A 21,354-nucleotide genomic window follows, 5' to 3' on the forward strand; every position below is an offset into this window, starting at 1 on the left:
GCGGGCAAGATACTGCCGCGATCGGCAGGCGTGCGCAATGCGGACCCGTGGCTCGGTGCCTTCCGCGCGCCGCGAAAAACCATGCGGGATTGGCAACAAATCCGGGCTTGCCGCACCGTGTCGCCTGGTGTTAAGTGCCGCCATCGCGAAAAGCGACTGCTTCCCTTGATCCGCTCAGTGGCGGAGTAAACAGGTGGACGAATTCACGTCCAGGCAGTCAAGCACACGCCATCCCTGCCTATTTCAGCACGGATCGGCCAGCGTTTCCAAAAACCTCATCGCCTGCATCGTCAGGTCACCCAATCGCAAGGCATCGGCGCCTGTTGGCGTGCGCGTGCTTGCGTCGATCGGAACGCATCATGAAGAAATCCCTCATCGTCATTTTCACTACCATCCTGCTCGATGCCGTGGGCATCGGCCTCATCTTTCCCATCCTGCCTTCGCTGCTGAAGGAGGTGACCCAAGCCGAAAACGTGGCGCCCTATATCGGCACGATGACCGCGCTCTACGCGGTCATGCAGTTCATCTTCGCGCCGGTGCTGGGGGCGCTCAGCGATCGGCTGGGCCGCCGGCCGGTGCTCTTGATTTCGCTGGCGGGTGCTGCCGTCAACTATCTGTTCCTGGCCTTTGCGCCCAATCTCTGGATGCTCTTTGCCGGCCGCGCGATCGCCGGGCTGACGAGCGCCAACATGTCGGTGGCAACCGCCTACATCACCGGCATCACGCCGGAGAATAAGCGCGCCCGGCGTTTCGGCCTGTTCAACGCCATGTTCGGCATCGGCTTCATCATCGGCCCCGTTCTCGGCGGCATCGCTGGCGATCACTCTCTGCGGCTGCCCTTTGTCGCTGCGGCGGTGCTGAACGGCTGCAACCTGGCTCTGGCCTATTTCGTGCTGCCGGAGTCACGCACGCCGAGCTGCGGAAAGATCGACCTCGCCGCGCTCAACCCGCTTCGGCCGCTGCGCTGGGTGTTCTCGGTGAAGAGCGTGCTGCCGATCGTCTTTCTTTTCCTGATCTTCAGCGCCACGGGCGAGGCCTACGGCACCTGCTGGGCGCTCTGGGGCAGCGAAACCTTCCAGTGGAACGGGTTCTGGATCGGCCTTTCGCTCGGCGCCTTCGGCGTCTGCCAGACGCTGGCCCAGGCGTTTCTTCCGGGACCGGCCGTCAGAGTCTTCGGCGAGCGCGGCGCCATCCTGGCCGGTGTCGCCGGCGTTTGCCTTGCCCTGACCGTCATGGCCTTTGCGACCGAGGGCTGGATGATCTTTGCGGTCATGCCGGTCTTTGCGCTCGGCGGCATCGGCGTGCCGGCGCTGCAATCGCTTGCGACCCGGCAGGTCGACGAGAGCCGGCAGGGCCAGTTCCAGGGCGTACTGGCCTCGGCCGTGAGCCTGGCGTCGATCATCAGCCCGCTTGCATTTTCGAGCATCTATTTCGCCGTCCGCGAGCAATGGCCGGGTGCGATCTGGCTTTCGGTCGTCGCCGTTTATCTGCTGGGCGGGCTTTTGGTTCTCGGCCTGCGGCCGATGAAGCCGGTGGCGGCCTCGGTCGCGTCGTAGTGCTGCGCGGGGTGGTCATGTGGATGCGGATGGGACCGTCATGGTCCCATCCGCGCCGAAGCGGGACGACGTCCCGCGGGCTATTTCGACGTGCGGTCCAGCCGCATCACCTTTTCCTCGCCGAGGATCATGCCGGTCTCGCGGAAGCCGAAACGGTGATAAAGGGCGTAGGCGCGGGTGTTTTCCGGGTAGACGCCGAGATAGATGTCGCCGCATTCGGGGATCGTCGCCATGTGTTCGATGAGGGCTGAAAGCGCCTTGGCGCCATAGCCCTTGCCCTGATGGCGGGCGTCGATCATCAGGCGGTAGATCCAATGGTTGCCGTCATCCGGATCGAGCGCATACATGGCGAAGCCGACCGGCGCGCCCTCGGCCATCACGGCAAAGCCGACGCATTCGGGGCGTTCGGCGAGTTCTTCCAGTGACTCCTCGTTGCTGGCGATGAAGTCCATCTGGTTTTCATGCACGTCCAATTTTCGGATGACATCGGCATCGACGGCATCGATTGGCAAAAGTGTAATCGTCATTCGTTTCCTCATATTCGACGCCCAGTGCCTTTTCCGTTGCAGCGCCTGGAGCGCGCCCTTTATCCGCGCGGTGAGGGATTTGCCCCTCATCCGCGCGGTGAGCCTCATCCGACTGCCGGCACCTTCTCCCCGCGGGCGGGAGAACGGACGCTCTCGCGACCGTCCGCATTGATCCCCCCAGTTCTCAAGATCCGGCCGTTTCGCATCGCAGCCTATGCGAAAAGGGCGATGATCAGGTGGCGCGAGCGGCCGCCGATCTCCCTCTCTCCACAGGCGGGGAGAGGGGGGAGTCCTCGGGTTAAACCCGAGGAGAGGGGCAAGCCTTGCGGGGCGCGCCGATGGCGTTCAGCCGGGCAAGGGCGTCAATAACAATTTGATTTATAAGTGGTTTATGTTTCGGCCGAATCCGGCCTCGGCAAGTCTAGCGCGGGAATCCGGAAAGGCGAGCCCTTGTCGGCGGGATATATTGCGGGAACATTGCGGCCCGCTTTACGGGTCCGCATTTCCATCTGCCCCTGCCGGCTCAGTCTTCGTCCAGAATGCGCGGCTCGGGTGCGCCGGTCCATTCGAAGGTGATGGTGCGGCCCTGGCGGATGTTCTGGATGACCGAGGGGCGGAAGACGACGAGGCATTCGCCCTCGGGGTCGCGGGCGGAGGGATAGATCAGGCCGTTGCCGCCCTCGGCGAGGATGGTGGCGGCGAGCGCCTGGCCGGCGGGATAGGCGACCGCCGTATCGGCATCGAGATAGGCGGCGCCCTTTTCTCCGCGCGCATCATGAAAGCGGCAGGTGAAGCCGGCGAACAGCTCGCGGTATCGGCCGATGTCGTGGAAGCTGCCGGCTTCGCGAAGCGCCCGGGTGCGGTGGTAGACGATTTCCGCCTGGCAGGTTTGAAGCGCGCGCGGGCCGAAGGCGCAATACCAGGCGCCGCGCTCCTCGCCGTTGAAGCGGTTGCCCGGCGGGCGGGCATGGCAGAAGGCGGCATTGATCAGCGACCAGCCGTAACCGAAGGTCTCGTTCAGCAGCTCGGCCGGGTCGACGCCGACAGGCAGGGCAAGCGGGCTCAAGCGCGCCGAGGTCATTGCCTCCAGCCGGTTGAGGATCTCAATCTCGTCGTCATTGTCGGCGAGCGGCCTCACGGCGGGCTCGGTGATATGGGCGGTTGAGATCAGCCGGACGGTCGCCGGCTCGTTGAATTCTGTCTCCGGGATCATCGATTGGGCGATCATAGGCCGCCGCGCAGGCCGTCGAGATAGCGCCGTACCTTCAGCATCACCGGAATGCCGCCCTCGATCATCAGATCGACCGGCGAGTGGCCATTGAAGAGCGGGCCGGTATTGACCGCCTTCGGCCATTGATAGGTGAGCGGGCCGTTGAAGTAGAGCCGCAGCCCCTTGAAGATGCCGACGATCAAGCTGGCGCGCATGCGCTTGTCCTGGTCGAGCTTGCCCTTGAAGTCACCGGCCTTCATGCGGTTCCAAGTGGCGATCGGCACGTCGAAGAGCTGGGCCGCCTCCTTGTTGGTGAGGTTCCAGAGGTCGCAGGCTTTGACCACGGCCTTGACGATCACGGCTTCCTCATGCCGGGCCGTTTGCCGATCGAGGGCGAGAATCGGTTGAGCGCTGGCCATTTTCGACTCCTATGAAATACTGATGCATATCATATGATATAAAATGGGCGCATTGTGTGGGAAGTCAAGGCTTCATCGCTCGATTAATCTGCATATTCTTATTGTCTAATATTATTGCGCGTGCTACTTATAGTTTAGGCCTAGGGCGTGCTCGCAACATATTCAGTGTGCGCCCGCCGTCTCGCCTGTCTCAAGCTGAGCCAAGTTTGCACAAGTACGTGACGCGCTAGGAAGAGTGGCGGGGGGCCGGATTTGCAGCGCCGTCCAACGAATCCGTGGAGGCTCGCCTCGAGAGGCACCGATTGGAGCAATGTATGCATTGGCTGACATCGAGACCGTGGCTATTCGACAGAATCCTTTTTCACACGCTGTGGATAATGTACACGCTTCTGACGGGTGGCGGGTTCTTTGGGTTGTTATTCGGAATAGTAATAATTGGGCTGTCTTCTGAGGTTTCCAAGGCTCTTGCGTGGTTTGTCGGGATATATAGCCGTAAGATAAGGCCATATAAAGTATACATATCGTCAATATTGTTTGGTTTATTAATATTAGTGGAGGAACTTTATTTTTACAGTGTTTACATTGAATTTGTTATCGGACAGACTTATTTTGTCAAGGACGGATATATAACGCCAGCTGGCTACTTTTGGATCACTTGTTCAAACTTGCCATTCATCCTGTTCTTCGCCGCTTCGCAAATAGCTTCACAACGCTGTCATCGAAGTCACGGTCACCAATCCGAAGTATTTCCTGAATCCGGCCAGCAATCATGATTGCCGCGTTCAGTTCGCGGTGTATCGCCGTCCTTTCGAGCCGTGCGTGGGTACCCTTCGTGTCCTTTGTCTGCCATCAAACATGTGGCCCCAGCAGCGACAGGTCGGCCGCGCCGAGCCGGTCCTTGGCGGTCTGGAGCTGGTGCCAATAGGGCTAGATGACCGGCGTCAAACAGGGCCGTCGTCAGCGACCAACCGAGCCTCGGGGACAAATCCAGATGCTTGCTGTCGAGGCGAGCGGTTGCCACACCTGCCCTTCTCCCCGTGAGGCCGGGCGAAGGTGACCGGCAGGCCGGATGAGAGGCGGAACCTGTCAATTCAGGCCGGCCCGGGCAAGTCCCTCGATCAGGCGCGCCCGATCCTCGGCGCGGACGAAAGACGATGTTGCTCCGATCGCGTCCCGTGAGATGTCGGGAACGAGCGATTTGAGGTGTCCGAGCAAGTCCGTGGCGGCCTCCTGGTTGCCCAGAAGTCCGGCACAGGCCGTGCCGATGATCAGCGGCACCACGTGGCCGGACCGCAAGCGATGCGCCTCCCGTGCGTAACTCAATCCAAGTTCGTAATTTGCGCCCTGGAAATGAGCCATGGCGTAGTAAAACTGAAAGTCGCCGAGAAAAGCCTCGCGCGGGCTCAGCCTGAGGGCGTAGTCGATGCAAGGAATGGCGTCGGCCGCGCGGCCCCCGTTGGCATGCGCAAGACCCAACTGGCCGTGTGCAAACGCGGAGTTGGGGTTGATCGCGACAGCCTGGCTGATCGCTGCCATCGCCAGGACATTGTCACGCGTCGCAAAGGCTATCATCGCCTGCGCAAGGTAAGTCCACGGTTCCTTATCGTCGGCGGTAATGGCTTGCTGGACAAGATCCCCGGCAAGGGTCAGGGCATATCCCATGTCCTCCCACCCCTGGAACGCGCGCCACATGGTAATCCAACCTTTCATGGCGAGCGCCTGGGCATAACCGGGAGCCAGTTCGATTGCCCGATCGAGCAGCGGGAGCATCTTCCCACTGCTCTCCTCAGACAGTTGGGAACACAGGAACACCGACCGCACGACACATTCCCAGGCATCAAGGCCATGATGCGGCTTGGGGCTTTCGCGGGCATGCTCCGCCGCCAGGAGTTCCGGCCCGATGCGGCCGACGACGCTTGCGGTGATTTCGTCCTGAATGCTGAACATATCGCCGAGGTCGCCGTCGTACCTCTCTGCCCAGAGATGGACGTCGGAGGCCGCATCGATGAGCTGCGCAGTCACCCTCATCCGGTTGCCGGACTTGCGGACACTCCCCTCGAGAATATAGCGGACCCCGAGTTCGTGCCCGATGGCGCGCACATCCACGGGCTTTCCCTTGTAGGTGAACATCGTGTTGCGGGCGATCACGAAGAAGCCCTTGAGCTTGGACAGCGCGGTGGTGATGTCCTCGGTGAGCCCATCGCTGAAGAAGTCCTGCTCCGGGTCCGCGCTCATGGCGTTGAACGGCAGCACGGCAATGGACGGTCGGTCCGGAAGCGCGGGCCTCAGCGATGCCGTTCGTGCGTTCGTCCTTTCCAGAAGGGCGCGGTACAGTCGCACCGGCCTCTCCATGTTCTTGAGCGCGCGTTCGCCGAGATACTCGTAGTCGCAGTCAAGCTTGCCCCGGAGGTGATCATACGCCGTGCCGGAAACGCAAATGCCGCCTGGGTCCGCCAAGGTCTGTAGGCGGGCCGCGATATTGACGCCATCGCCGTAGAGATCCCCATCAACCTCGTGGATCACATCACCCAGATTGACGCCGATCCGGAAGATGATGCGTTGCTCCGTCGGGATATCGGCCTGGTTGTCGGCAACCCCCTTCTGGATGGCGACCGCGCATGCGACGGCATCGACGACCGAGCCGAACTCCACGAGCGCACCGTCGCCCATCAGCTTGACAATACGACCCTGATGCTCGGCCAGCAGCGGATCGATCACCTCCCGGCGCAGAAGCTTGAGGGCCGACAACGTCCCGGCCTCGTCATGTTCGACGAGGCGGGAATAGCCGACGACGTCAGCGGCAAGGATCGCGGCCAGCCGCCGCTCTGCTCTTGCAGTTGCCATGGCTGTCTCCCCCTCAGGAGATTCGCCGCATGAAGCCCAGCCGATTGACGCGACATGCACCATCCGGACGCCGCGACCGTGCGGGTTCATGATACCACCGAGACGGTCGCATGGCGACGCTTCACGAGGGGGCGCCACTCTCGAGGCACCCTCCGGAGACAGCATCAGCCTTCATCTGATCGTGTGGCACTTGCTCCATAATGCCGAAGAAGCCTTGGCGCGCCGGATAGGGCACCGCCCTCTACAAATGCGGCCCCAGCAGCGAGAGATCGGCCTCGCCGAGCCTATCCTTGGCGGTCCAGAGCTGGTGCCAGTAGGGGTAGATCACCGGCGGCAGGCTGACGGCGTCGAGCAGTTCGCGCTCCTCGTCGGAGAGCTTCAGGTTGGCGGCGGCGAGGTTGTCCGAGAACTGGGCCTCGGTGCGGCCGCCGATGATGACGGAGGTAACGGCCTTGCGGCCAATCAGCCAGGCGAGCGCGACCTGTGCGGGGGAGACGCCGCGTTCGCCTGCAATCGCCACCAGCATGTCGACGATCTTCCACAGCCGCTCCTCGTCGCGGATCGGCGGCTCGTTCCAGCCGGCGAGCTGGCGTGTGCCCTCCGGCGTCTCGCCCCGCCGGTGCTTGCCGGAGAGCAGGCCGCCGGCGAGCGGGCTCCAGACGAGCACGCCGAGCCCCTGGTCGATCGAGATCGGCATCAGTTCGTATTCGGCTTCGCGGGCTTCGAGCGTGTAGTGGATCTGCTGGCTGACGAAGCGCTGCCGGCCTTCGAGCGCGCTGATGCCGAGCGCCTTCATGATGTGCCAGCCGGAATAGTTGGAGCAGCCGATGTAGCGGACCTTGCCGCTGCGAACGAGGCTGTCGAGTGCTTCCATCGTCTCTTCGAGCGGTGTCTCGCCGTCCCATTCGTGCACCTGGTAGAGATCGATGACGTCGGTCTTCAGCCGCTTCAGGCTTGCCTCGCAGGCAGTGATCAGGTGCTGGCGCGAGAGGCCGCCGTCATTCGGTCCCGGCCCCATGGAAAAGCGTGCCTTGGTGGCGATGAGCACGCCGTTCTTGCGCTTGCCGCCGAGCACCTCGCCGATGATCTCCTCGCAATGCCCGGTCGAATAGATATCGGCGGTGTCGATCAGGTTGACGCCGGCGTCGAGGCAGAGATCGACATAGCGGCTCGCCTCCTTGAGGCCGACATTGCCGACCTCGGCAAACTTGCCGCGGCCGCCGATCGTCATCGTGCCCATGGTGATAGCAGAGATTTTCAGGCCGGAGCGGCCGAGCAGCCGGTATTCCATGGTCTCGGGTCCTTTGCTGGTTCGGGCGGAGCGAACGGGGACACAAGCCTCCGTCGTGGATCAAGCCGAAGATGACAGAGCCCGTAAGGTAGCAGCCTGTGCCCGACGGGCAAGGTGCGCAGGGCCGTCATGCCCTACAATCGGGCATTGCGGCTCTTGAGACTGCCGGTTCCTGAAGCACGCCGCGATCTCAAGTTCCCGGCACTTTCGCATGTCGCGCGAACCGCTGCGCCCATTGGCGAGAGATGCTTTCGGCCTGGCTCGAACACGTCAAAATGGTATCGTCGCGGGCGAGAGATGAGGGGAATCACTCGATGACGTTCACGAAGAGCTTGCTGTCCGCAACGGCAATCGCTGCCGGCCTGTGTTGCGTGGGCGCGCCTTCGACGGTCAACGCGGCCGAAAACGGCGCCGGCTTCTACCTGCTCGGTGCGCGCGGCCCCATGGTACCAGCAGGTGACGGGCGACAGCGGCCCAGGTGCAAAGCTGGGCGATTTCAAGGGCCGCATCGCCGGACTTGGCGGCACCATGGGCTACAATTTCAAGATGGGCGAGACGCCGGTCTCGCTGACCCTGAAGGTCTTCCAGGAATTCGGCGCCAAGAACCGGCCGGAGGGTACGGCCGGCTTCGTCTCCGTCGCCTTCCCGATCGGCACGCCGCCGGCGCAGGTGAAGTAGGCGGAGGCTTTGGCCTCATCCGCGCGGTGAGGGAAGGCCCTCATCCGCGCGGTGAGGGAAGGCCCTCATCCGCTGGAACGAACGTAATCGGTAGCGAACGGAGCGTTAAGACGGCCGCGTCTTGCCTTTCCGATTCACCAAAGCGATCCATTTCCTTGTAATCGCTCAGCTTTCCGCCGTGCCTACATCTCGAGAAAACGCGCCGGCATCAGGTTCTTGTAGGGGAACATGTGGAAATAGGGCTGGGCTTCGGCGAGGACGCGGCGCACGGAGGCGCGCTCGAGCAGGCGCTCGAAATAGGCTGCGAGATGCGGATATTTCTCGTCGAAGGGCTCGACGATGCCGCCATAGAAAAGCGCGGGCGTGGCGGCGCAATCGGCAAGGCTGAAGGCATCGCCGGCGGCGAAGGTGTTTTCGGCGAAATGCTTGTCGGCCATGCCATAGGCAACGGCAAGGGAGGCGCGGGCGTCGCTGACGCCGCGATGGTCGTTTTCGCCGGACGCACGCAGCGTATCGGTGACGATCTTCTGCATCGGCACGTGGACATAGAGATCGAAGAAGCGATCCCAGAGGCGCACCTTCAGCGCCGCGTCGCGATCGTCGGGGATCAGCCGCTGGCGGCCGGGATAGTGGCGGTCGAGATATTCGATGATGATGGAGGTCTCGGGCATCACAACGTTGCGCGCGCTGTCGGTCAGAACCGGCATCTTGCCGACCGGCCAGAGCGCGGCAAAGCGGGCCGCTTCCGCGGGGTCGAGCAGATCGACCAGGCTGCTCGTGAAGGGAGTTTCGTTCTCGTAGAGCGCAATCAGCACCTTGTGGCAGAAGGACGCAAGCGGATGCTGGTAAAGCGTAAGGGACATGCGGAGGGTCTCCGGTTCGGACGATTCCAATAGGGCGCTTCGATAGAACTAGCGCCACGCTTTCGGTTGTCTATGTACTGATATCAAAATTCAACTGGTATAATATTGCAATCGGAATATGGCGCCTGACAACGTCGCTTGTCAATGCGGCGGGCAGCGGAACTGTGCCGAATTTGCTCCCAGCCACTAACGTAATGTGGAACCGTTAGGACCATCATCTTATAACGCTGGTTATCGGGGGTATTGCCGTTGTCGGAGATTTCTTCGAAGAGCCAAGGCTGCTTCGATTGCCTTCCCCCCCAAGGAGTGAACGTCTACTTTTGCAAGAACCCGTATTGCCCGACCTTCGGCATTGCCGCAGATGTGGAAGACCTGCGCGGTAGGTCGACTGGAAACCAGCAAGAGCACCATAGCCGGGTGACCGGAGCCTCGACGGCCGCGCCCCGAAGCGGACGTTTGTCACCCGCTCGGCAATGGTTGGCGCATAGCCGGGTTCTGGCATGAACTAGTCTAAAGGCAAATTCCGCCATATTCGGCTTTCAGGTTAGACACTGAACCACCGTCAGCCTCCCAGAAAATCCGCCAACTCAGCCTGCAAGGTAACCCCGCCTTTTCAAGCCCGGCTCGTCGACCTGCAGAATCGATCGTGAAGCCTTCCTTTTCCAGGGACGTCACAAGCTCTGTTTCAGTGGTTGCCCCCGAGAACTTGACGGCAACTCTTCTTTGAAACTCCCTCTCACCGTCGGAAAATCCGCTAGGTAGCCCCCTTGCGATCTCCGGTAGCAATGGAAGAGGTGGGAACAAAATCAGGTATCCACCTCCAACTACGATGATCGACGATATGACACCAATCAGAAGGATTATTCGAAGCATCGGCATCGCTCGCAATCGTGCGCTCCCCCTTGCGAGCAACCACGATAACACTGAGCGTAGTTTTTCAACAGTATGGGCCGTCAGCGGTCATTGCTGTAGAACCGTAAAATTTCGCTATTCCACATTTACGTTAGTGGCTGGGAATTTGCGCAGGGCCATTTGAAAGCGCGAAAGCTGCCCTAGAATTAGTAGAGTAAGGGCGTCGCAACGCTCGGCGCCTCTGCGGCACGCGCGTCTTCATCGGACGGGCAAAGTTCGCCGTAGCAATTTGATCTGCTGCATGTCTCCGGCCTTAAATCGACACCGACTTGAGGGGACATGCGTTGGCAATCGCGACAGGGGAGGATCGCCGATGCGCTGCTTCACGGTACTTGGGCCCTCACAGACCGGAAAAACCACGCTGGTCGAAAAGCTGGCCGGTCTGGAGGGGGCCTCCAGAAAAGCTGTTTCACCCTATGGATTGAATATCACGGAATTCGAGTTTGGCGGCGAACCCTGGTGTGCGCTCGATGCACCCGGCGGAACCGAGGCGCTCGGCCACGCGCAGCATGCGCTGGTCGCCAGCGATGCCTGCGTGCTCTGCGTCTCGCCGGCGCCGGACGAGGCGGTGCTGGCCGCCCCCTATCTCAAGGCGATCGAGGCCTCCGGCACGCCCTGCATTCTCTTCATCAACCGCATGGACGAGCCGCGGGCGCGGCTGCGCGACGTGATTGCGGCCCTCCAGGACTATTCCGGCCACATGCTGCTCATGCGCCAGGTGCCGATCCGCGAGGGCGACAAGATCGTCGGCACCTGCGACCTGATTTCCGAGCGCGCCTGGCGCTACCGCGACGGGCAGACCTCGGCGCTGATCGAGATCCCCGATACGGTGATGGAGCGCGAGAAGGAGGCGCGCGCCGAACTGCTGGAACATTTCTCCGAATTCGACGACTGGCTGCTCGAAGAGCTGATCGAGGATCGGGCGCCGGCAAACGATACGATCTACGCGATCTCCACGCGGCTCCTGAAGGAGAACCGGATCATCCCGGTGCTGGTGGGTTCCGCAAGCCATGCCAACGGCATCCTGCGGCTGATGAAGGCGCTGCGCCACGAGGCGCCCGATGTCGATGCGCTGCGCAAGCGGCTGGCGGCCGCCGGCTCCATCGCCGAGGGCGCGCTTTCGGCCGTCAGCTTCCATGCCTACCACCGCGCCAATGTCGGCAAGACCGTGCTGGTGCGGGCACTGACGCCAGGGATCAAGCAGGGCAGCTCGCTCGGCGGCGGCAGCCTCGGCTCGCTGCAGGACCCGGCGACCGGCAAGCCGCTGCCAAACGCCACGCCGGAGGAGGGCGCGATTTTCGCCGCGGTCAAGTCCGAGCATCTGCCGGTGCCGGCGCTGCTTGCCGGCAACAGCACGGCCGAGGCCCCGGATTGGACGGTGCCGCCGACGCCGATGCTGGAGCGCATCCTGGTGCCCGACAGCGAGCGCGACGAGACCAAGCTTTCCGGCACGCTCGCCAAACTCGCCGAGACGGACCGCGGGCTCGCGGTCATGCAGGAGGAGGGAACCGGCGCGCAACTGGTCTGCGTGCAGGGGCCGATGCATCTGCGCGATCTCTGCAAGACGCTGGCCGAGGTCTTCCATGTCGGCGTCACCGACAGGCCGCCGAGCCCAACCTATCGCGAGACGGTGCTGAAACCTTCCGACGTGCACTACCGCCACCGCAAGCAGACGGGCGGCGCCGGGCAGTTTGCCGACGTCAAGCTCAGCGTGCATCCGAACGAGCGCGGGACCGGCTTCTCCTTCGCCGAGACGGTGAAGGGCGGCGCGGTGCCGCGCAACTTCATCCCGGCGATCGAGGCGGGCGCGCGCGAAGCTATGGAGAAGGGCCCGCTCGGTTTCCAGGTGATCGATGTCGGCGTGACGCTGACCGACGGCCAGCACCATTCCGTCGACAGCAACGACTTCGCCTTCCGCGCGGCGGCGAAGATGGGCGTGCGCCAGGCGCTGTCGCAGGCGTCGGCCGTGCTGATGCAGCCGGTCATCCGCATCGAGATCCACATCCCCTCGATCTATTCCGGCAGCCTGGTGCCGATCGTCTCCACCTACAAGGGCCAGGTGCTCGGCTTCGACCGGGACGAGACCGCCAAGGGCTGGGACATCTTCCGCGCACTGGTGCCGGGATCGGCGCTCGACGACCTTGCCCGGGCGCTGCGCGCGGCGACGCAAGGGATCGGCTATTTCTCCAAGAGCTTCGACCATTTCGAGGAGCTCTACGGCAAGGAGGCCGACGCGGTGATCCACGCGCACGGGGCGCAGCAGGCGGGGTAACCGGGAATCAAGGGCTGATGGCCTGTGCGGAGGCCCAGCGGCGACGCTCTTCATGCGGTTCGCCGAGACTTGCGTCATGCCCCTCATCCGGCCTGCCGGCCACCTTCTCCCCGCAGGCGGGGCGAAGGGACGTTGCCGCGCCCGCTCGTCTGCCTCACCACTCGCGGCATTCCTTGAAGCGACAGGCGCGGCGGACGAGGCATCAGCGGTTTCATCCGCGTTCCCACGCCCGCCTGCGGGGAGTGGGCAGGGGAAGGGGCGAGCCTACCGGGACCGCGATACGGCCGCGATGCACGCATGGTAACTGTTACGTACTTCCGCACGCCTGAGCTCCGGGTCTAGCGTCCCTGCCGTGAAGGGGAGCGGAACTTCATGAGCTTTATCGATCTTTTCGCCTGGATCGTGCTGATCGTGCTCGTGGTGAGCACGGTCGCCATCCTCATTTTTCTTGCCATGCTGCCGGGGGCGATCGCCAGGCGGCGCAATCATCCCTCAGCCGAGGCCGTCAATGTCGCGGGCTGGGTGACGCTGTTCCTCGGTTTCGCGCTGTGGCCGATCGCGCTTGTCTGGGCCTATGTCGACGTGCCGCGGCCGAACACGGCGCATTCAGCCGAGGCCCATCCAATCGAGGCGGGCCAGCCATGATCGTCTTCCTCTTCAACGTCTATCTGGCGATCCTCTTCCTGCTGGTGAAGCTCAGGATCGTCACCTTCAACCTTTTCTGGAAGATCTCACCGGCGATCGTGTTCCTGCTGCTCCTCGTCGGCCTGTTCATTCCGATGAACTGGGGGGCGCCGCAGGGCAAGGCGCTGGTGGTGCGCAATTCCGTGGCGATCGTGCCCGATGTCGCCGGCGAGGTCGTGGAAGTGCCGGTTGCCTCCAACAGCCCGCTCAAGGCCGGCGACGTGCTCTTCCGCATCGATCCCGTGCCCTACAAAGCGAAGGTTGACGCGCTGCAGGCGCAGCTCTCGCTGGAGGAGCTCCGGCTTTCGCAGATGACGCGGCTGCAGTCGCGCGATGCCGCGACCGAGTTCGATGTCCAGCAGCGCCAGGCGGATGTCGACAATCTGAAGGCGCAGATCACCAACGCCGAATGGGAGTTCGACAAGACGACGGTCCGGGCGCCGGCCGACGGCTACGTGACCAACCTTGCGCTCCGGAAGGGGGCGCGCGTCGCGACCCTGCCGCTGTCGCCGGCCATGGCCTTCATCGACACGTCCGAAACGATCATCGGCGTCGAGATCAACCAGATCGACGCGCGCTACATTAAGCCCGGACAGATGGTGGAGGCGACATTCAAGTTCGCGCCCGGCGAAACCTATACCGGCAAGGTCGAAAGCGTGCTGCAGGCGATCGCCTCCGGGCAGGCCCGCGTCTCCGGTACGGCGGTGGCGCCGGAGGTGGTATCGGCCGCGCCGTTCGTCGTGCGGATGAAACTCGACGACCAGGCCTTCGCGGCGCGGCTGCCGGCCGGCGCCACAGGGGATGCGGCCATCTTCACCGACCGGGTGAAGGCGGCGCATGTGATCCGCCGGGTGCTTCTGCGCCAGATCGCGATCACCAACTATGTCAATCCGTTCTGACCTGGAGCAAAGCGCTGAGGCGCAGCTTCTATATCTGCGTAAAGGGCCGCGGAGCGGCTATCCGTGGGACTGGGGTGGAGATCGTTTCCGGCTAATGGCCCAGGAGGGTCAATGCGGCAATGAGCACATGGACGGCAAGCACAGAAGCGATGACAAATATCGTCAGTTGTCGCATGTACTCCCTGAAGCCGGCGGGGGGATCGACGCGGTTTTCGGGGGCAGCCGTCTGTTCAGGTCGCTCCAGAATATCACACCATCCGAGCCGCTTTATCTGGCGGCGGATCGATAGGTACTCGTCCAAGTATCCGCGGTAGTGCTTTAGCCAGCCGGAATCTAGAAAGTCGTCATAGGTTTCACCGAGATGACGAATTTTGGCGAGCGTCCTTGCCGCCTCTTTCTTCGTATATGGGGTGTATCTTTGTTCAGGATCACGCTCGTTTTCGAGAACAGGCTGGTCTTAGAGAAAGGCATCCAAACGCCGGAGCGGAGTTCGGTGTAGAGTGCGTGGCACCCTTCCACTGTCAGAGCGAGATCCTTTATTTCCTGACTTTGGCACAAATCTCGGTCGAAGCGTTCGTTCCGTCCGTCGAAACTGATCTCCGGCAGCGATTGATTATCCTCAAAAATCAGATCGTCAGGCGCGACTATCAAGGCCCCCCAACGCCAGTGGATCGGAATAGCCGTCGCGGCGCTGGTCCAGGCGCGTTTTTGATCATTAAGCGGTCGCCGCCAATGAGACGTCCGGGGTGCCAAGCGCGCCTTGCCACGTGACCCGTCTGGCAGTCGAATGTTGTCGGCGGCGAAAGGCTCGCCATCTCGATAGTGCAGGACGGCGACGCCGTGTGGCCGGGCATAATACCTGCGAGGATTGTTCGGCTTGCCTTGGTCAGGTAGCAACAAGTGTCCTTCGGGGTAATCGTCGTTCTCAAATGGCCACATTACCACTCAACCCTCGCGCTTGATCGGAAGCCGCTGTCGTTCATTCGGGCGACGGCGTGCCGGTCGTGCTGCAAACAGGATGCGCGATCTTCCTCCTGCGCCTCTTAGTTGTGCACTCGATATCCTGCAAACCCTCAAACGTTTGCACATTTGCAAGGAACAATTTTACCGAAAGTCACTTTATCGGCGGCCAAGCTCCTTTCGTATCGGCTTGACGGGCGGCACGGTGTGGCCGGCTGCCCCCGCCCGCAGGGTGACGAGCGGGGAAAGCGGAGGTGGGCTCAGCCGGCGATCGGCAGCGGCGCTTCAGGGTTGACGAGACCGGCTGCCCTGAGTTCGCGCCAGAAGTCGGCCGGCACGGCCTCGTTGAGGGCGGCGCGGTCTTCGGCGATGCGGCTCGGCTGGCTGGCGCCGGGGATCACGGCGGCGACCGCGGGATTGGCGAGCGAGAATTGCAGGCCAGCCGCCTTCATGCTGATGCCGTAACGGTCGGCGATCGCCTTGATGCGCGCGACCTTGTCGAGGATGGCCGGTGTGGCCGGCGCATATTCGAAGTTCGGTCCGCCGACGAGCGCGCCGGAACTGTAGGGACCGCCGACGACGATGCCGAGGCCGCGTTTCGTGACCTCGGGCATGACGCGCTGGAGGGCGCGGTCATGGTCGAGCAGGGTGTAGCGACCGGCGAGCAGGAAGCCGTCGGGACGTGGACCTTCGAGCGCCAGCAGCAATTCGATCGGCTCGACACGGTTGACGCCGAGACCCCAGGCCTTGATCACGCCCTCGTCGCGCAACCGGTCGAGCGCCCTAAAGGCGCCCTTGCGGGCGTTCTCGAAGACATCGAGCCATTCGTCGCCATAGAAATCCTGGGCAACGTCGTGGACGAAGGCGATCTCGATCCGGTCGGTTTTCAGGCGCTTGAGACTGTCCTCGATCGAGCGCAGGGTCGCGTCATGGGAATAATCGTTGACGATCTTGTTGGGGCGGCCATAGCGGAAGACATCGCCTTTTTCGCCAAGGTCGCGGGCGCTGACATCCTCGATCTCGTCGAGGATCACCCGGCCGACCTTGGTGCTGATGACGTATTCGGCGCGCGGCCGTCCGGCGAGCGCCTCGCCCATGCGGATCTCAGCAAGGCCGGCGCCGTAGAAGGGGGCGTTGTCGAAATAGCGGATACCGTCGTTCCAGGCGGCTTCGACGGTCGCAAGTGCCTCCTTTTCGGGGATTTCACGGAACATGTTGCCGAGCGGCGCGGCGCCGAAACCAAGCTTTCCGGGCAGAATATCCTTGAGTGTCATTGTCCTGTCCTTTCGTGATCAATGGGAAGGCGATGTCTCTGTGCGTTACTGCTATCGGTAAGGCATCGCTGTTGGACAAAGAAATAGGTCAGGCGGTCGATGGCCGGTAGCCGGGCGCGTTTCGCAACATCCGGGAAGCGAATTCACAGATGCCGGGACGACCGATCTGCCGGGGTATGGCATCGCGCTCGCAATCTTGCGCCGGAGGGTTCGATGCCGAATGGGACAGCGCGCCATCTCCACGAGACGATCGGGCTGGCCGGATAAAGCGCCGGCGGGCAACAGGGCAACAAGCTGCTTGGGAGGTTCAGAGGGGGGAGGTCGAAACCTCGTGGAGAGCAGGGACCTTCATGCTGTCACGGTGTTTGAAAGGGCCAGCTTCGTCCGTCCCAGGACGCCTGACGAAGTTCCCCGTTCCACCGTGCGGGCCGGCCGCGTTCCAAGCTTCGGGAGAGCCCTGAAAGAGCGGGCCGTCGGGGGTGAGGGCGAAGGTCGCCCCAACCGTCGACGGAAAGCCCCGCAATGCATTTTACCAGTTGTTGTAACCGCGAATCGGGCAGTTGGGCTGAAGGCCGAAGACGATCGTCCGACGGTGCGACCCTCTAATTTCGATCCATTGATTGGTGGTTCGACCGACTCTGGCGCCCTGCAGGCCCTCGGCCCGCGCTATCGCCAAGGCGCGTTGCGGGGTACAAAGGCGCCGCTGGGCACGGCGATCGCGATAATAGCGGTCACGATAATCACGGTCACGATAGTAGCCGTCGCCATAGTCCTCGTCGTAATAGCGTCGGCCATCGTCATATCTCGGCCCACCGCCATCGATGTAGAGCTCTACGCCCTGGGCCAGTGCTGCGCCAGGTATCAGCGACGCGAGCAGCAGGCTGATCGAAATGATCTTCTTCATGTATGTCACCTCCTAAACGGCGGTCCCATTTAGCGCTTGTATTTATGAACGCAGCCAGAACGTGAATTGTTCATGCAACGAAAGACGCGGACGCCCGCGTCGATCGCCGGGATGCCTGCATCGCTATACGTGAGTCCCGCGCAAACGCGCATGCTTTTGCGCGATTTGCATTTGCCCATGTCGGCATCGGCCGCCTTCATTCGTCCTTGGAACGCACGAACGGAGGACCAAGCCGCATGAAGCTTTATTTCAGCCGTAACCCCAATCCGCGCCTGGCGGTTTCCGTCGCGCGGTTTCTGAAGGCGGAGGTTGCCCTTGAATTTGCCGAGCCCATGGCTGCGGGGCAGACCGAGCGCTATCGGGCGCTCAATCCAAATCTGCTTCTGCCGATCCTGGAGCGTCCCGGCCAGCCGCTCTGGGAGACGGATGCGATTGCCTGTTATCTTTCCCGGCATACCGGCTCCAGCTTCTGGCGCAGGGATGACGACGAACCGGAGATGATCCGCTGGGTGAGCTGGGGCAAGGAGAACTTCGTCAGAGCATGCGACATGGTGCATTGGGAGCGGGGGACCAAGCTGCGCTACGGCATCGGCCCGTGCGACGAAGCGATGGTGGAGGAGGGGCTCAAGGCCTTTCACAGGGCGGCCGCGATCCTCGAGGCGGAACTCTCCGGTCGCGCCTGGCTGGTGGGCGACACCGTCTCCTTTGCCGATTTCCGCATGGCGACGTTCCTGCCTTACAATGATGCCGCGCGGCTGCCGATCGGAGACTATCCGGCGCTTGCGCGCTGGGCCGGTCAACTGGACGAGATCGGGGCCTGGCGCGATCCGTTCCGCGGGCTGGTGGCGCCGGCACTGCCGCCGATACCGGGCTGAACGGGGCGTTTGCCCGCCGACCGTTGTCAGCGGGTCGTCGCCGGTGCTTGGCCGCTTGAAGTTGCAACCCCAGTCATGTCAAGGATCGACCGGAACGCCCGTTGAACGCGAGCTGTGTGGTCTATGGCTGATTTAGTCGGTGAGGAGGTGAAACGGCCGCTCGGCACAATACCGCGCGTCCTGACCACCGTCTGGATATTTCTTGGTCTTGGTCTGCCGCCCAGTCTTCTCAAGAGCCTCGGCTATCAATATCTGCCGTCGATTGAATGGCTGGCCAGACCGACCGTTCCTGCCCTTGTTGTCGGCGTGGCCTCTGGAGGGCTGTTTCTCTGGCTCGTACATAGAGACATGCGCGGATTTCGGGGCCGCGGGAAGACGAAGGCACTATGCATCTTGGGCGCGTTTGTGCTTGGATACCTCACCGGAAGACATATCGTCGTCTTCAACGGTCCCATGATCCTCGCATTGATTGGGGGCCATCGCATCGAGCTTTCCTATACCGTGGCGGACGCGGACGGCGACAGTTTTACCGGGTGCCGCATTCCGCTCGAGCTTGAGGCTCTCCCTTTGGCCTACCGTGCGATTTGTGGTGTTTCAGAAGATTTCAGGCGAAGCGTCGGACCGGGCGCGCGCATCATTGTCTCCGGCCGCGGGACTGACTTCGGCGTCTTTGCGGACAGCCTGCGTCGGCCTTGATTGAGAAATCTCCGCGGGCAAATTACCGCTCCACCCATTCCCGCCCAAAACCCGAAAGGTGTTTCGCTTTTTTTAGGAAGGCGGGATTTGCCGTCCTTCAGTACCTTTTTGGTTGTCCCGCGGGAGACGGGGCAATCACAAAGGTATGGAGGAGATACCCTTGGCAAGCATTGCAGAGGAAAACGCACTACCGGAGAATCCCGAAGACGAACGGCTGAGCATCGGCGCCAACCTGGCCTATGGCCTGCAGCACGTCTTGACCATGTATGGCGGCATCGTCGCTGTTCCGCTGATCCTCGGCCAGGCCGCCGGGCTGAACTCCGCCGATGTCGGCCTGCTCGTCACCGCCTCGCTCTTTGCCGGCGGTCTTGCGACCATCCTGCAGACGATCGGCCTGCCGTTCTTCGGCAGCCGCCTGCCGCTGGTGCAGGGCGTTTCGTTCTCGGGCGTCGCGACGATGATCGCGATATCCGGCAATGGCGGCATTCCGACCATCCTTGGCGCCGTCATCGCGGCTTCGCTGATCGGCCTCCTGATCACGCCGGTGTTCTCGCGCATCACCCGCTTCTTTCCGCCGCTGGTGACCGGCATCGTCATCACCACCATCGGCCTCACGCTGATGCCGGTGGCAGCACTCTGGGCCATGGGCGGCAACAAGGCGGCGCCGGACTTCGGCAGCACCGCCAATATCCAGCTTGCGGCGGTGACGCTGATCATCGTGCTGCTCTTGAGCAAGCTCGGCAATGCGTCGATCTCCAGGCTTTCGATCCTGCTGTCGATCGTGATCGGCACCGGCATCGCCTATGTCGCCGGCATGACCGACTTTTCTCAAGTTGCAAACGGCCCGGTCTTCGCGCTGCCGAAGATCTTCCATTTCGGCTATCCGACCTTCGAGCTTGCCGCGATCATCTCGATGCTGATCGTCATCATGGTGACGCTCGTCGAAACCTCGGCCGACATTCTCGCCGTCGGTGAGATCGTCGAGACCAAGGTGGATTCGCGCCGGCTCGGCGACGGGCTGCGCGCCGACATGCTGTCGAGCATCCTGGCGCCGATCGTCGGCTCCTTCACCCAGAGCGCCTTTGCCCAGAATGTCGGCCTGGTGGCGGTCACCGGCGTCAAGAGCCGCTATGTGGTGGCAACGGGCGGCCTGTTCCTGGTGACGCTCGGCCTTCTGCCGATCATGGGGCGCGTCGTCGCTTCCGTTCCGACCTCCGTCCTCGGCGGCGCCGGCCTCGTGCTCTTCGGCACGGTCGCGGCCAGCGGCATCCGCACGCTTTCCAAGGTCGAGTACAACAACAACATGAACCTGGTGATCGTCGCCACCTCGATCGGCTTCGGCATGATCCCGATAGCGGCCCCCGGCTTCTACGAGCATTTCCCGGCCTGGGTCGCGACGATCTTCCATTCGGGCATCTCGTCGGCCGCCGTGATGGCGATCTCGCTCAACCTCCTGTTCAACCACCTCACAGCCGGCAATTCCGACCAGCAGTCGGTGTTCGTCGCGGCAACGGAGCGGACGATCCGCTACCAGGACATCGCCCGCCTGCACGACGGCGACTACTTCCTCAACGGCAAGCTCTACGATGCCAAGGGCATCGAGGTGCCGCTGATTGCCGCGGAGGCGCATTGAACCGGCTCGATTTTTGGAACCCGCAATCCCGGACCGCAAACCGGGATTGCTTTTGAAATCCGCAATCCCCAGGAAAACCGCTTCGCACTTTTCCTGGGATTGCTCTGAGGCCCGCAATCCCGGACGGAAAACCGCTTCGCACTTTTCCTGGGATTGCTTTGAGACCCCGCCATTCCGGGCAGGAAGCCGCTTCCTGTTTTTCCTGGCGTTGATTGAAAACCCAACAAAAGGACATTGGGAATGACACAAGAGACCGACAACTACGCACTCCTCGACGCCCTGCTTGGCACCATGGAGCGCGGCATCATCCCGGCAACGGAAGCGGGCGTTGCCGCCGGCAACAAGATCTTCGGCGCGGCGCTCATGCTGAAATCCGATCTTTCGACCGTGCTCGTCGAGACCAACAATGAGACGGAGAACCCGCTCTGGCACGGCGAAGTGCACACGCTGAAGCGCTTCTACGAGATCGAAGGCAGCGCGCGGCCGGATAGCCGCGACCTCATCTTCCTCTCCACGCACGAGCCCTGCTCGATGTGCCTGTCGGCGATCACCTGGGCGGGCTTCGACAATTTCTATTACTTCTTCAGCCACGAGGATTCCCGCGACTCGTTCTCCATCCCGCACGATCTCAAGATCCTGAAGGAGGTCTTCACGCTGGAGCCCGGCGGCTACAACCGGACGAACACGTTCTGGAAGGGCCAGTCGATCCACGCGCTGATCGATGGCCTGCCCGAGGCGCAGCGCAACGAACTGAAGTCGCGCGCCGATGCGATCCGCGCCAAATATGACGAACTCTCGGCGGCATATCAGGCGAGCAAGGACGGCAATGCCATCCCGTTGAACTAGGCCGTGGACCC

At 62.4% G+C, this 21,354-nt stretch carries 18 protein-coding genes; 9 read left to right on the forward strand and 9 right to left on the reverse strand.

Going from position 1 to position 21,354, the window contains the following annotated elements:
* The first annotated feature begins 359 nt into the window (after nucleotides 1–359).
* Nucleotides 360–1,556, forward strand: coding sequence for a TCR/Tet family MFS transporter (locus ACQ5BM_RS01855; protein WP_429806979.1), 1,197 nt, complete (start codon nucleotides 360–362; stop codon nucleotides 1,554–1,556).
* 80 nt (nucleotides 1,557–1,636) lie between these two features.
* Here ACQ5BM_RS01855 and ACQ5BM_RS01860 read toward each other — a convergent pair whose 3' ends face one another.
* The 5 genes from ACQ5BM_RS01860 to ACQ5BM_RS01880 all read right to left on the reverse strand — a co-directional run bounded on the left by ACQ5BM_RS01860 (nucleotide 1,637) and on the right by ACQ5BM_RS01880 (nucleotide 7,847).
* Nucleotides 1,637–2,083, reverse strand: coding sequence for a GNAT family N-acetyltransferase (locus tag ACQ5BM_RS01860; protein ID WP_429806982.1), 447 nt, complete (start codon nucleotides 2,081–2,083; stop codon nucleotides 1,637–1,639).
* Nucleotides 2,084–2,606: 523 nt separating this feature from the next.
* Entirely contained in the window at nucleotides 2,607–3,296 is a 690-nt protein-coding gene (locus tag ACQ5BM_RS01865; RefSeq protein ID WP_429806985.1) for an RES family NAD+ phosphorylase, read from the reverse strand.
* 11 nt (nucleotides 3,297–3,307) lie between these two features.
* A complete protein-coding gene (locus tag ACQ5BM_RS01870) occupies nucleotides 3,308–3,712 on the reverse strand; it encodes an antitoxin Xre-like helix-turn-helix domain-containing protein (RefSeq protein ID WP_429806988.1) in 405 nt (134 codons plus the stop codon).
* Between the two features lie 1,086 nt (nucleotides 3,713–4,798).
* On the reverse strand, nucleotides 4,799–6,646 hold the full coding sequence (locus ACQ5BM_RS01875; protein ID WP_429806991.1) for an adenylate/guanylate cyclase domain-containing protein: 1,848 nt from the start codon (nucleotides 6,644–6,646) through the stop codon (nucleotides 4,799–4,801).
* Between the two features lie 151 nt (nucleotides 6,647–6,797).
* Complete coding sequence (locus ACQ5BM_RS01880) at nucleotides 6,798–7,847, reverse strand: aldo/keto reductase (protein ID WP_429806994.1); 1,050 nt, start codon at nucleotides 7,845–7,847, stop codon at nucleotides 6,798–6,800.
* A gap of 456 nt (nucleotides 7,848–8,303) precedes the next feature.
* Between ACQ5BM_RS01880 and ACQ5BM_RS01885 the strand changes: the two genes are divergently transcribed.
* On the forward strand, nucleotides 8,304–8,525 hold the full coding sequence (locus tag ACQ5BM_RS01885; protein ID WP_429806997.1) for a transporter: 222 nt from the start codon (nucleotides 8,304–8,306) through the stop codon (nucleotides 8,523–8,525).
* A 182-nt stretch (nucleotides 8,526–8,707) separates the two neighbouring features.
* On the opposite strand, the gene ACQ5BM_RS01890 is transcribed toward ACQ5BM_RS01885, so the two are convergent.
* Nucleotides 8,708–9,388 (reverse strand): glutathione S-transferase family protein, encoded by a 681-nt coding sequence (locus ACQ5BM_RS01890; protein ID WP_429807000.1) that lies wholly within the window; start codon nucleotides 9,386–9,388, stop codon nucleotides 8,708–8,710.
* A gap of 1,225 nt (nucleotides 9,389–10,613) precedes the next feature.
* Here ACQ5BM_RS01890 and ACQ5BM_RS01895 point away from each other — a divergent pair.
* The 3 genes from ACQ5BM_RS01895 (at nucleotide 10,614) to ACQ5BM_RS01905 (ending at nucleotide 14,155) form a co-directional block, all read left to right on the forward strand.
* A complete protein-coding gene (locus ACQ5BM_RS01895; RefSeq protein ID WP_429807002.1) occupies nucleotides 10,614–12,572 on the forward strand; it encodes an elongation factor G in 1,959 nt (652 codons plus the stop codon).
* Nucleotides 12,573–12,944: 372 nt separating this feature from the next.
* On the forward strand, nucleotides 12,945–13,217 hold the full coding sequence (locus ACQ5BM_RS01900; RefSeq protein WP_429807005.1) for a DUF3302 domain-containing protein: 273 nt from the start codon (nucleotides 12,945–12,947) through the stop codon (nucleotides 13,215–13,217).
* Nucleotides 13,214–14,155 carry an HlyD family secretion protein gene (locus ACQ5BM_RS01905; protein ID WP_429807008.1) on the forward strand — a complete coding sequence of 314 codons (942 nt, stop codon included), beginning with the start codon at nucleotides 13,214–13,216 and terminating at the stop codon, nucleotides 14,153–14,155. The genes ACQ5BM_RS01900 and ACQ5BM_RS01905 overlap by 4 nt, the downstream gene beginning before the upstream one ends.
* A gap of 333 nt (nucleotides 14,156–14,488) precedes the next feature.
* On the opposite strand, the gene ACQ5BM_RS01910 is transcribed toward ACQ5BM_RS01905, so the two are convergent.
* The 3 genes from ACQ5BM_RS01910 to ACQ5BM_RS01920 form a co-directional block, all read right to left on the reverse strand.
* Entirely contained in the window at nucleotides 14,489–15,094 is a 606-nt protein-coding gene (locus ACQ5BM_RS01910) for a hypothetical protein (RefSeq protein ID WP_429807011.1), read from the reverse strand.
* Between the two features lie 281 nt (nucleotides 15,095–15,375).
* The gene (locus tag ACQ5BM_RS01915; protein ID WP_429807014.1) at nucleotides 15,376–16,389 is read right to left on the reverse strand and encodes an aldo/keto reductase; all 1,014 of its coding nucleotides are present in this window, start codon (nucleotides 16,387–16,389) and stop codon (nucleotides 15,376–15,378) included.
* A 529-nt stretch (nucleotides 16,390–16,918) separates the two neighbouring features.
* Entirely contained in the window at nucleotides 16,919–17,293 is a 375-nt protein-coding gene (locus tag ACQ5BM_RS01920; protein ID WP_429807017.1) for a hypothetical protein, read from the reverse strand.
* Between the two features lie 236 nt (nucleotides 17,294–17,529).
* Here ACQ5BM_RS01920 and ACQ5BM_RS01925 point away from each other — a divergent pair, with 236 nt between their 5' ends.
* From ACQ5BM_RS01925 to ACQ5BM_RS01940, 4 genes are all read left to right on the forward strand, one after another.
* Nucleotides 17,530–18,168, forward strand: coding sequence for a glutathione S-transferase family protein (locus ACQ5BM_RS01925; RefSeq protein ID WP_429807020.1), 639 nt, complete (start codon nucleotides 17,530–17,532; stop codon nucleotides 18,166–18,168).
* Between the two features lie 123 nt (nucleotides 18,169–18,291).
* Nucleotides 18,292–18,864, forward strand: a complete 573-nt coding sequence (locus tag ACQ5BM_RS01930) for a hypothetical protein (protein ID WP_429807022.1) — start codon at nucleotides 18,292–18,294, stop codon at nucleotides 18,862–18,864.
* Nucleotides 18,865–19,024: 160 nt separating this feature from the next.
* The gene (locus ACQ5BM_RS01935; RefSeq protein WP_429807025.1) at nucleotides 19,025–20,497 is read left to right on the forward strand and encodes a nucleobase:cation symporter-2 family protein; all 1,473 of its coding nucleotides are present in this window, start codon (nucleotides 19,025–19,027) and stop codon (nucleotides 20,495–20,497) included.
* A gap of 240 nt (nucleotides 20,498–20,737) precedes the next feature.
* Complete coding sequence (locus ACQ5BM_RS01940; RefSeq protein WP_429807028.1) at nucleotides 20,738–21,343, forward strand: deaminase; 606 nt, start codon at nucleotides 20,738–20,740, stop codon at nucleotides 21,341–21,343.
* The last annotated feature ends 11 nt before the right edge of the window (nucleotides 21,344–21,354 follow it).

Origin of the sequence: Ensifer sp. B1-9 (assembly GCF_050474445.1) — a bacterium.
Classification (GTDB): Bacteria; Pseudomonadota; Alphaproteobacteria; order Rhizobiales; family Rhizobiaceae; genus Ensifer.

Bases quoted from the DNA above. Each gene is read 5' to 3' on its own strand.
- ACQ5BM_RS01895 (WP_429807002.1), top strand. From the start codon at position 10,614: ATGCGCTGCTTCACGGTACTTGGGCCCTCACAGACCGGAAAAACCACG.
- ACQ5BM_RS01940 (WP_429807028.1), top strand. From the start codon at position 20,738: ATGACACAAGAGACCGACAACTACGCACTCCTCGACGCCCTGCTTGGC.
- ACQ5BM_RS01875 (WP_429806991.1), bottom strand. From the start codon at position 6,646: ATGAACCCGCACGGTCGCGGCGTCCGGATGGTGCATGTCGCGTCAATC.
- ACQ5BM_RS01920 (WP_429807017.1), bottom strand. From the start codon at position 17,293: ATGAAGAAGATCATTTCGATCAGCCTGCTGCTCGCGTCGCTGATACCT.
- ACQ5BM_RS01905 (WP_429807008.1), top strand. From the start codon at position 13,214: ATGATCGTCTTCCTCTTCAACGTCTATCTGGCGATCCTCTTCCTGCTG.
- ACQ5BM_RS01925 (WP_429807020.1), top strand. From the start codon at position 17,530: ATGAAGCTTTATTTCAGCCGTAACCCCAATCCGCGCCTGGCGGTTTCC.
- ACQ5BM_RS01910 (WP_429807011.1), bottom strand. From the start codon at position 15,094: ATGTGGCCATTTGAGAACGACGATTACCCCGAAGGACACTTGTTGCTA.
- ACQ5BM_RS01870 (WP_429806988.1), bottom strand. From the start codon at position 3,712: ATGGCCAGCGCTCAACCGATTCTCGCCCTCGATCGGCAAACGGCCCGG.
- ACQ5BM_RS01880 (WP_429806994.1), bottom strand. From the start codon at position 7,847: ATGGAATACCGGCTGCTCGGCCGCTCCGGCCTGAAAATCTCTGCTATC.
- ACQ5BM_RS01915 (WP_429807014.1), bottom strand. From the start codon at position 16,389: ATGACACTCAAGGATATTCTGCCCGGAAAGCTTGGTTTCGGCGCCGCG.
- ACQ5BM_RS01900 (WP_429807005.1), top strand. From the start codon at position 12,945: ATGAGCTTTATCGATCTTTTCGCCTGGATCGTGCTGATCGTGCTCGTG.
- ACQ5BM_RS01855 (WP_429806979.1), top strand. From the start codon at position 360: ATGAAGAAATCCCTCATCGTCATTTTCACTACCATCCTGCTCGATGCC.
- ACQ5BM_RS01930 (WP_429807022.1), top strand. From the start codon at position 18,292: ATGGCTGATTTAGTCGGTGAGGAGGTGAAACGGCCGCTCGGCACAATA.
- ACQ5BM_RS01860 (WP_429806982.1), bottom strand. From the start codon at position 2,083: ATGACGATTACACTTTTGCCAATCGATGCCGTCGATGCCGATGTCATC.
- ACQ5BM_RS01865 (WP_429806985.1), bottom strand. From the start codon at position 3,296: ATGATCCCGGAGACAGAATTCAACGAGCCGGCGACCGTCCGGCTGATC.
- ACQ5BM_RS01890 (WP_429807000.1), bottom strand. From the start codon at position 9,388: ATGTCCCTTACGCTTTACCAGCATCCGCTTGCGTCCTTCTGCCACAAG.